At 60.7% G+C, this 11,284-nt stretch carries 4 protein-coding genes; all 4 read left to right on the forward strand.

Going from position 1 to position 11,284, the window contains the following annotated elements; translation table 11 throughout:
* Window positions 1–89: 89 nt before the first annotated feature.
* The 4 genes from QMO80_RS24895 (at window position 90) to QMO80_RS24910 (ending at window position 11,275) form a co-directional block, all read left to right on the forward strand.
* Entirely contained in the window at window positions 90–8,972 is an 8,883-nt protein-coding gene (locus QMO80_RS24895) for a hemagglutinin repeat-containing protein (RefSeq protein ID WP_283201015.1), read from the forward strand.
* Between the two features lie 8 nt (window positions 8,973–8,980).
* Window positions 8,981–9,553 carry a hypothetical protein gene (locus QMO80_RS24900; protein ID WP_283201016.1) on the forward strand — a complete coding sequence of 191 codons (573 nt, stop codon included), beginning with the start codon at window positions 8,981–8,983 and terminating at the stop codon, window positions 9,551–9,553.
* A 140-nt stretch (window positions 9,554–9,693) separates the two neighbouring features.
* The gene (locus tag QMO80_RS24905) at window positions 9,694–10,038 is read left to right on the forward strand and encodes a hypothetical protein (protein ID WP_283201017.1); all 345 of its coding nucleotides are present in this window, start codon (window positions 9,694–9,696) and stop codon (window positions 10,036–10,038) included.
* A gap of 47 nt (window positions 10,039–10,085) precedes the next feature.
* Window positions 10,086–11,275, forward strand: a protein-coding gene (locus tag QMO80_RS24910) for an IS3 family transposase (protein ID WP_283201018.1) whose coding sequence is annotated in 2 segments (ribosomal slippage) — window positions 10,086–10,335 and window positions 10,335–11,275 — 1,191 coding nt in all. Because the reading frame shifts where the segments join, the coding sequence is not laid out codon by codon here.
* Window positions 11,276–11,284 lie beyond the last annotated feature (9 nt).

The following is an 11,284-nucleotide window of genomic DNA, read 5'->3' on the forward strand; positions in this document are numbered from 1 at the left end:
CCAACGGCTATGGTCTCGGTCCTGCTGAAAAATTACAACCGCGACGGGATTTGTTTACCGCGCGGATTCAGGGCGCGGAAAAACATACGATGAGCAAAAGGCTGGGCAAGTCGACGACGACACTTCATGGCGTCGCTGAAGCCGATAGACGATCCGTTCGCAAAATCACGCACGCCGCCCGGCAATCGCTCGCACTCCTGCTGAGCAGTTTGCTGGTCTTTCAGCCGATGCTTGCCAATGCCCAGTCGGTCTCGGCGAGCACCACGGCGCCGGCCGCAAACCAGCCGGGCGTCGGTGTTGCCCCCAACGGCGTGCCGCTCATCGACATCGTCACGCCGAACAGCCAGGGCCTGTCGCACAACAAATACGACAATTTCAATGTCGGCACGCCGGGCCTGATTCTCAACAACTTCAAGGGCGAGATCGGCAACTCCAATCTCGGCGGCGTCACGCCCGGCAATGCCAATCTCAACAGCTCAGGGCCGGCATCGGTTATCCTCAACGAAGTCACCAGCGGCAACCGTTCGGCCTTGAACGGCGCGATCGAGGTGTTCGGCGGGCGCGCCGATGTCGTCATCGCCAACCCGAACGGCATCACCTGCGACGGCTGCGGCTTCATCAACACGCCGCATGCGACGCTGACGACGGGGGCGCCGCGGATCGGCGCCGATGGCAAGCTCAACGGCTTTAGCGTCAACGGCGGCGATGTCACCATCGGGCCGAACGGCGGCAATTTTTCCGCCGGATCCGGCGCGGTCGATCTGTTCGACATCGTCTCGCGCACCGTCCACGTCAACGGCCCGGTCTACGGCAAGTCGATGCGCGTGACGGCGGGTGCGTCCAATTTCGACTACGCGACGGGCGATGCTCAGGCGCTGGCGCCGATCTCCGGCACGCCGGAATATGCGATCGACGGCACCGCACTCGGCGCCATGCAGGCCGACCGCATCAAGATCGTCGTCACCGAGAATGGCGCCGGCGTGCGCATGAGCGGCGATCTTGCCGCCAACACCAACGAGCTGTCCTTGTCGGCCGACGGCAAGATCTCGCTCGGCAACGTCTCCGGCGAGCAGGGTGTTTCGATCTCTTCGAAGGCGAAGGTGACGGCTGCCAAGGTCACCTCGAAAGCAAAGGTCGAGGTTCAGGCGGATCAGGGTATCACCCTCGATACGGTCGCCGCCGATGGCGATATCGTGCTTTCAAGCGGCAGCGGCCTGTTGAGTGCCAGCGGCGAGGTCAACAGCGCCGCCAACGTGGTGATGTCGTCATCGAACGGCATTACGGCCGGCAGCGTCGTCGCCGGCAATGCGCTCACCCTGTCCGCGACCGCGGGCGACATCCAGATTGCCGGTGCGGTCAAGAGCACCGATGCGCTGGCGATCACCGCGACATCTGGCGCGATCGCCGCAGCCTCGCTCGTCAGCGGCAGCGGCCTCACGCTTTCCGCCGGCGCCGACATCGGCATCTCCGGCGATATACTGGCGCAGGGCAACGTCGCGGCTTCAGGCAGCTCGATTGCAGCTGCAACCGTCGCCTCCGGTGTCGATTTCGCCGCCACCGCCCAGTCCGCCAACGGCACGCTGGTGCTGCAGCAGGCGGGCGACATGAGCCTAACCGCCACAAATGGTTCGATCGCCGTCAGCAATGCGCTGCTCAGCAGCGGCAATCTTTCGGCCACGGCGAGCCAGAATATTGCCTATAACAAGCTCCAGAGCCTCGGCAGCGCAGCGCTCACGGCCGCGGGCCAGATCAGTTACGGCAATCCGACCAGCACCACCGGCAACCTGGCCTTCACCACCACCAACGTCGATCTCTCCAATGGCGCCGCCGGCAACATCGCCGTCGGCGGCACGCTGACATTCAACGCCGATAGCGCCAATCTCAGCAATAGCAGCCTCACACTCGGTGGCTTCGCCCTCAATCTCACCGGCACGGCCGATCTCAGCGGCGCCACCATCAACGCCGTCACCAGTGCCGGCGGTTCCGGCGACATCGCCATCAATGCCGACGGTCTCTCCACCTCGGCCGGCACGGCGCTTCTCGCCGCCGACGACCTGACGCTGACGCTGCCGTCGCTGACCAATGCCGGACAATTGGCGGCCGGCGACGATCTGACCCTCAACATTTCCGGCAACTTCACCAACAGCGCCACGGGCCTTGCCTACGCCGGCAACGACGCCCGCCTGTTCATCGGCGGGGTGCTCACCAACAATCAGGGTGCCATCCTCGCCGGCAACGACCTTGAGATCGCCGGAACGGCATCGGGGCTGAGAAACACTGAGGTCACCAATATCTCCGGCCTCATCCAGGCCGGAAACGACATGTCGATCCTGACCGGCAACCTGAGCAACAAGCGGACCGCCACGCCGCAATGGACGACCGGGACGCTGATTTCCTCCGGCGTCGTCACCGGCTTCACGCTCAATCCCGCCGCCGCCGGCCTGCCTTTCGGCTATCTCGAGACTGCAGATCAGAACATGTTCCAGCTCTATGCCGGCGTCGATCCGGGCTTGTGGCAGGATTATGAGCCGCTGCTCTGGTCGAAGGCGACGCTCGCCGACGGCACGACCTATCGCGCCTGGACCTGGATCTCGGCCGACGGCCCGGAGAAGGTCACGCCGATCATCGACTGGATCAGAGCCCGGGTGCCGCGGGATGCGAACGGCAATCCGGTGGCCGATGCCAACAATCCGTCGCGCTATTTCATCGTCGACGAGGTGAATTTCAGCGGCTCGGATGAAAGCACCACCTATTCATGGGACTGGTCGTCTCATCTCAGCCAGTCGGTCTACGAGGACCGCCTGACCGGCACGCTCAGCCCGGAAGCAACGATCCGTGCAAGCCGCAACCTCACCATCGACGCCACCAATCTCACCAATTCCTACAGCTCGATCGAGGCCGGCGGCGACGCGACGCTGAAGGGCTCGACACTGACCAACACCGGCGTCACCCTCTTCCGCACGACGACGACGACCTGCAGCGCCCAGGGCGCCTGCACCGCCTATGATGCCAACGGCCACGCCAATCCTTCAAAGAACATCGCCAACGGCACGACGATCGTCAGCTCCGTCCAGGCGATCGGCGGCGTCTCGGCCAATATCAAGGCGCACGGGGCGCTCTCCGTCGATTTCGGCAATGTCAACAACACGTCGGCAGCCGGTTCGATGGCCGGCGGCGCCAGCGTCGCCGCCGCAAGCAACCCCGGCGATCCGTTGTCGGCGCTCTCCGGCCTGACGGCCGGCGGCGCCCTCTTCAACGTCAACTCGGGCCTCGGCACCACCCTTGTCGCCTCGACCAATCCGCAGTCGGGCGGTTTCGGCAAGCGGATCCCGGGGCAGACCTTCCTGTTCGAAACCCGCGCCGACTTCCTCGATCTCAGCAAATTCTACGGTTCCAACTATTTCATGGAGCGCATCGGCTATCAGCCGGACACCACCATTCCCTTCCTGGGCGACGCCTATTTCGAGAACCAGCTGATCGACACGCAGTTGCGGCAGCTCGTCGGCGAAGGCCTCGGCAGAAGCACCTTCATCGCCGGCAACAGCGCGATCGAGCAGATGAAGACACTGCTCGACAACGGTGCCGACTATGCCAACGATCACCACCTGGCCGTCGGTCAGGGTCTCACGCCGGCGCAGGCGGCAGCTCTCACCGAGTCGATCGTTCTCTACCTGTGGCAGACAATCGATGGCGTGCAGGTGCTCGCGCCTGTCGTTTATGTTGCCGCCGCCGACCGGCAGAAGCTCACCGGCGCCGGCGCCGTCATGGCGGGCGGCTCGGTCGACATGGATGTCGGCGATCTCGCCAATTCCGGCCTGATCGCCTCCGCCGGCGGCCTTACCGTCACCGGCAAGACCATTCAGGGCAGCGGAACGTTCCTGTCGCGCGGCGATACGGTGCTCAATGCCACCAACGGCATCACGCTCGCGGCCCAGACCATGACGATCGGCGGCCAGAACATGGTCAACACCAATGCCGGTGTGACGGCATCGGGCAACGTGCAGCTTGCCGGCGGCAGCGGCGATCTGGCGCTCAAGGGCGTCAAGGTCAATGCCACAGGTGACGCCACGCTCTCCGGCAAAAATGTAACGCTGGATGCCGCCAAGGTCGAAAACGACGGCCAGCAGAATGCCACCGGCACCCAGGTCGCCAGCGGCAAGGCCCTGACGATCAAGGCCACCGACAATGTCAACGTCATCGGCAGTTCCGCCAAGGCGGGCACGACACTCGATGTGACCGCCGACAAGGGCTCGGTGGCCGTGGTGTCGACCGATGTCGCTCGCAACAACCAGTCCGGCTACACCAGGACCCTGTCCACCGACCAGCAGCAATCGCAGCTTTCTGCCGGCACCAAGGCGACGATCACGGCCGGCGACGATATCCTGCTCTCCGGCTCCTCCGTCAAGGCGAAGGGCGATGTCGCGCTTTCCGCCGGCGACGATATCAATATCACCGCCGCCCAGGAGCAATCGGCATCCACCTTCGGCAAGAAATCCGCCTCGTCGATCACCCATGTCGGCTCTGAGATATCGGCCGGCGGCGACCTCTCGGTGACGGCAGGCAACAGCACCGGCGATCACGACCTCAACATTGTCGGCAGCAAGCTTGCCGCCGACGGCAAGGTCGGCCTCAAGGCCGATGGCGACGTAACGATCGCCGAAGCCACCGACACCGCAACCCTCGACACCAAGCTCAACCTTAAGGGCGGTTTCCTCGGCAAGAGCGAGAAGACGACCACCCATCTGGAAACGACGACCGCCGTCGGCTCCGCCATATCAGGCGGTGGCGGCGTCGATATCACCTCGGGCAAGGACACGGTCGTCTCGGCCTCGAAGATCGAGGCTGGCAAGGAAGACGGCACTACTCCGGCGAACCTGAACATCACCACCGGCGGCGACCTCGTCATTGCATCCGGCAAGGACACCAGCGCCAAGGACGACAAGGGCTCGCGCAGCGGTTTCCTCTCCAAGGGATCGTCGAGCCATAAGAGCTACGACGAAACGACGGTCGGCTCGCAGTTGAGCGCCAGTGGCGACATTAATCTTGACGCCGGCGGCGCGGCGGTGATCGCCGGTTCCAAGGTCGATGCGGATGGTTCGATCACCGTGGCCGCCGACAGTGTTTCGATCATCGGGGCGCAGGAAACGCACGAGCTTGAGGAGCAGCGCAAAAAGTCCGGCTTCGGCATCGGCGGCGGTGGCGGCTTCATTTCGATCTACGGCAGCCAACAGAACAAGGGCGCGCAGGCGTCGACCCTCAATGTCGGCTCAGCGCTTTCCGCTGGAGAGGACGTCAACCTCAGAGCCCGAGCAACCGACCTGAACATCTTGGGTTCCTCGGTTGACGCCAAGCGCGACATCAACCTGTCGGCGGCCCGCGACGTCAATGTGACACCCGGCGCGGAAAGCTTCTCGCAGTCCGAACAGGAGAAGAAGTCCGGCTTCGGCCTGTCCTTCTCCGCCGGCAATGGCGGATTCTCCATCGGCATCGGCGCGCAGACGAGCAAGGACAGCTCGGCGCAGCAGTCCGATACCAATGCTGCGTCGGCGCTGTCGGCCGGCCGCGATCTCAACATCTCCGCCGGCAACAACCTCAACCTGCAGGCTGCGCAAGCTTCGGCCGAGCGTGACGTCATCCTCTTCGCCGCCAAGGACATCAACCTACTTTCAGCGGCGGATAAGACGAATTACGAGGAGATCCACGAGAAGACCTTTGCCGGCGTGACGCTCAGCGTCTCCAGCCAAGTCGGCCAAGCGGCCAGCAGCATCATGAACTCGGCCGAACGCCTTGCCGGCGACAGCCGCGTCAATACAGTGACAAACACCACCATTGCCGCTCTCGGTTTCTATCAGGGGTACAAGGGCCTGAAGGAAGCTTATAAGCAACTGACGGACACGTCTCTTGACGCGGAAGGCCTCAACTTCTCGGTCTCGCTAATGGCCGGCGTCAACCATCAGGAAAACAGCTCGTCCTCGTCATCCTCGACGCCCGTCGTGACCGACATCCGCGCCGGCCGCTCGACCACACTAAAGGCACAGGACGGTTCGATCATCAGCGACGGTGCTCAGATCGCCGCCGGCTACGACAAGTTCGGTCTTCCCACAATCTCTGACGATCCGCTGGCTGGCGATATTTTCCTATCGGCACAGAACGGCAATATCAACTTCAATGCGGCGACCGGCACGTCGGACACATCGAGCAAGAACTCGTCCTATAGCGTCGGCGTCGGCGTTAAGTGGGAGTGCGGCACGAAGTCGAAATGCGTGCCCGGGGTCAGCGTCAACGGCTCCTACGGCAAGGGTAATGATGGCACGACGGGGCTGACGAATTACAACACCCATGTCAACGGCACCGGCGACGTCACCATCCTCACCAACGACCTCACGCTGAGGGGCGCCACCGTCACCGGAAACTCGGTGACCGCCGCCGTCCGCAACCTGACGGTCGAAAGCCTGGTGGACACGAGCACTGCAAATGCCCGCCAGCTCAACCTTTCCGGCTCGATCGGCACGGACGGCTTCAGTGCCTCCGGCTCGACGCAGAAGGCGACGGGCGACGCCGCCGTGGTCGCCGAGCAATCCGGCATCCATGCCGGCATTGGCGGTCTTGATTTGACCGTCAACAAGAAGACGACGCTGGTGGGCGGCCTGCTCACCAGCGAGGCTCCGGCCAATCTGAACCACTTGGAAACCGGCACGCTTGAGGTCTCCGACGTCGACACCCATTCGCGCTGGAAGGCCGACACCTACGGCGCCTCGATCGGCTCCGGCGGCTTGAGCCTTGCAAAGGTCAACGACGGAGAGAGCACAACCGGCAAGGCCTACTCGGCCATTGGCGGCAATATCGGCATCACCATCACCGATCCCGAGCACCAGACGCAGGATATCGACACGATCCGTCGAGACACGGAAAACACCAACGCCTCGCTGCCCGGTCTGCCAGACCTGCAGAATATCCTGCGCGACCAATACAAGACGCAGGCCGATCTGCAGGAAGCGCAGAAGACGATGGCGGGCTTGGTCGGCGATATTGCGTCGGAACTGTACAAGCAGTCGACGACCCAGGCCGAACGTGATTTTTGGGTAGAAGGCGGCCCGGGCCGCGCGCTACTTCACGCTATCGGTGGCGGCATCCTTGGTGGCGTCAATGGCTGGGAGGGCGCGATCAAAGCCGCTCTGGGCGGCGCCGCGACCACATTGATGGCTCCAGCCATAGCTAAGCTCGTCGAGGGTATGCTCAAGGGCACCAAATACGAAGGAACGCCCGAAGGTGACGCGCTCGCCAAACTGATCGGCGCAACCCTTGCGGCGGGTGTAGGCGGAGCTGTGGGGGGTGCTGAGGGCGCCGGGTATGGTGCTGCGAACTATCAGTACAACTACCTGAATCACGCCGACAACGATGCGCTGAATGCTGCCAAGGCAGCGTGTGATAGCTCAAAGGGCGCCGACACGACAGCCTGCGGCGAGAAGACGCGCCTGGAGGCAAAAGATAAACAGCAACAGGAGGCCTATGTCGCTTGCCGGCAGAATGGCTATGGCGGCAGCGGTTGCACGGTGGTCCTAGCGGACGTAGTGGCTGCCCTTTCCAGCTATGCCGGCACGATCTCTTATTGGGCATCGCCAGAACAGCAGCGGGCGCTACTGCAAGAGCTTGATAGTTCCGGAGGCAGCGATCAGATTCTCAAAATTCTCGCGCCCAACGGAATTCAGAATCTGACACCAGAGCAGAAGAGAGATCTTCCGTCCATCTTCGGACTATTGGTCTCCGATCCCGCCGGGATCTTCGGTATCCCCTACGCGATTCAACAAGCTAGTGATGGCGACCCGGCAGCAATGGCGCAAATCGTTGCAATCGCCACCAAGCTCAGGATCTTTGGGTCAGGAACGCTGGGGGAGATCACCAAGGCGGAAGGAGGTACTTGCGCCGGCGGGCATTGCGCAGTCGGTTGTTCGTTCGACGGTTCCACGCTGGTCAAGACGGTTGATGGCTTTACGGCTATTCGCGACATCCGACCCGACAAGACATTGGTGTGGTCGCGCGACGAACAAGGGCGTGAAGGCTACAAGCTTGCCCTCGCTAAAATCCAAGAAAACCATACAGAAACTGTCTATTTGACCCTAAAATCTGACACGAACGGACGGCGGCAAACCATCATAACCACGACCAACCATCCTTTCTTCGCTATTGTTTCGGAGAAGCGAACGGTTCCGATAGCGTTGCCGGAAGGTCACCGGTACGAGGGGCCGATCCAAAATGGCTTTTGGGTTGCAGCAGCCGACCTTCAGCCGGGCGAAAAGTTGTTCGACTCGGATGGAAGCTGGAGTTCAGTTGTGAATGTTCGCATCGAAGACAAACAGCTGAACGCCTACAATCTGACGATTGCCGACTTCCATACCTACTTCGTAAAGCAAGCGGACAACGACAATGCCCAGCCGGTATGGGTGCACAACGCCTGTGGACCGGATATCAATAGGTTTATTAAGAAAAGCACGGAAGACCGAACTTCAGACGTGTTTGAGGCGGCGCAGTCTCAGTTCGATGTCTTGGCCAAGGGCGAAAGTGTCGGCACAAACGGGGGTTCCGTTATCGCATCATCTCTGAAAGACGTTTCCCGGGAAGAGATACAATTCGCATTTGATTCTGCTGACTCCGGAAACAAAGTTGTTATTCTCGGTGGCTCCAAGAGCCAAGGGCTGGACTTCTTGATAAATGACCAGCGATTCGAGCTGGCGACGGTCTCAAAGAATAGTACCGTTACTTTACAACGTGCCGTCTTGGAAAAAATTACCTCGAATACCCGCAGGGACTCTGGGGCTTCGATTGTGATTGATGGCCGCGCCGCCAATCTGAGCCGCGGGACCGCGGAAGAGGCAATGAAAAGGGTCATGTCGGATGCCGCATATGACAAAACTGCGCCAACTGTAACGATTTACACCGCACAGGGTAAACTTGTGTACGAGTACCCGAAGTAGAGGTCAAAATGTCTGTTGATTACATGCTCTTAAATCTTGATACCGGGGACATGATGGCTGTCGGTAAACAAAGGACCCATCCCGCCGTTCCGGAAATCGGCATCATGGAAGAACATAGGTTTTTCGACGGAATTCCTTACTGCGATCAGTCGGAAGATTGGGAAGACTATCACAGAAAGGCTGGGCATATTTTAAATTTCTTTCTAGCGCATTCGCGCGGATGCAGGGTCATAGTATTGGCTACGCAAGATATTCTAGATATTCTAGATGAAATGGATGAGGAGTCAGGTGAGCCTATCATGCATGGCGGGTCCATGCATATTCAAAACGAAAGAGTTGGAAGGCCATACTTTCAAAGACGGCTACAGCACACCAAATCTCAACCAGCGAAGTCGGACGCGGAAAAAGAGGCGCGAGAGAAAAGAGCCTTGCAGTATCGGGATGAAATCAAGCGGCTTATCAGGGCGAACGTCGTAAATATCCCGAACAAGGTTGGTGAGCTTGTGCCGACTTTTCAGGCTGGCGATATGGATCCCAATCCTGTTTTTGTTCCTTGGGATGATCGTCCCAGATCGCGCTGATGGAAGGATTAGAAGGGCGACAGCCACCGAGCTCGATTAAATAAAGTTTCTGTCGAGCGCAGTGAGCTTGTGCGGATCTTCGCCGTCATTAAGAGATCGGCGGCGTATCGGCCAACATCAAGGCCGGCGGCGCGCTCTCCGTGAATTTCGCCAGCGTCAATAATACGTCGGCGGCCGGCTCGATGGCCGGCGGCGTCGGCGTCGCGGCCGCAAGCAATCCCGGTGATCCGTTGTCAGCGCTCACCGGCCTGACGGCCGGCGGCGCCCTCTTCAACGTCAACTCGGGCCTCGGCACCACCCTTGTCGCCTCGACCAATCCGCAGTCGGGCGGTTTCGGCAAGCGGATCCCGGGGCAGACCTTCCTGTTCGAAACCCGCGGCGACTTCCTCGATGTCAGCAAGTTCTATGGCTCCGGCTATTTCATGGACCGCATCGGCTATCAGCCGAACACCACGGTTCCGTTCCTGGTGACCTTGCCCCGTTGACATAATCCATTTTGAAGTAAGCTCTGGCCCATTGAGAGGACCAGGGAATGAAGCGCAATCGTTTCACAGACGAACAGATCATCGGCATTCTGAAGGAGCACGAGGCTGGCACGCCGGTCTCGGAGCTTTGCCGCAAGCACGGCGTCAGCGATGCCAGCATCTATAAATGGAAGGCCAAATTCGGCGGCATGGAGGTATCCGAAGCCAAGCGGCTGAAGACGCTGGAGGACGAGAACACGAAGCTGAAGCGGCTTCTGGCGGATGCCATGCTCGACAATGCCGCTTTGAAAGACCTTTTGGGAAAGAAGTGGTGACGCCCGCGGCCAAGCGGAAAGCTGTCGCGCATCTGATGAGCCATCATGAGATGAGCGAACGGCGGGCGTGTAAAGCCATTGGTTTTTGCCGAATGACGATTCGTTACGAGACCAGGCGCGACGATGATCATGAGCTTCGCGAGCGAATGAAGGCGTTGGCGCATGAACGCCGCCGCTTTGGATATCGACGCATTCATGTGCTGCTGAGGCGGGAGGGTCACCTCGTGAACCACAAGAGGCTCTTCCGGCTCTATCGGGAGGAGAAACTGACGGTGCGCAAGCGCGGCGGTCGCAAGCGAGCGATAGGCACGCGAGCGCCGATGCTGGTGCCGATGGTGGCCAATGACCGTTGGTCGCTAGACTTCGTGTCGGATCAGTTCACCGATGGGCGCAGGCTGCGGATTCTGACCGTCGTCGATGATTGCACGAGGGAGTGCCTGGCGCTCGTCGCCGATACATCGCTTTCCGGTCTTCGCGTCGCACGGGAGCTTGACCGGATTATCGAGGAGCGCGGCAAGCCGAGGATGATCGTCAGCGACAACGGCAGCGAGTTCACCAGCAACGCGATCCTGCAATGGGCGGACCGGACCAAGGTTGACTGGCATTACATTGCGCCTGGTAAGCCTATCCAGAACGCTTTTATCGAAAGCTTCAACGGGCGGCTGCGAGACGAGTTATTGAATGAAACTCTGTTCTCGTCGCTTGCTCACGCCCGGTCTGCGCTTTCAAACTGGCGTAGCGATTACAACGATCAACGCCCGCATTCAGGCCTTGGCTGGCTGACACCGGCCGAATTCGCTCAGACACTCAACCCGCGACGTGATGTGGTGCTGCGCAGCCGAAATGGCTCCGCACCGCAACCCGCCGCTACCGAACCAACAACAGCAACCAAAAAACGCTGGAGCGAACGCAAAACTGGATAAAACTTGGGG

The sequence above is a fragment of the Rhizobium sp. BT03 genome (assembly GCF_030053155.1).
In the GTDB taxonomy this organism is placed as follows: domain Bacteria; phylum Pseudomonadota; class Alphaproteobacteria; order Rhizobiales; family Rhizobiaceae; genus Rhizobium.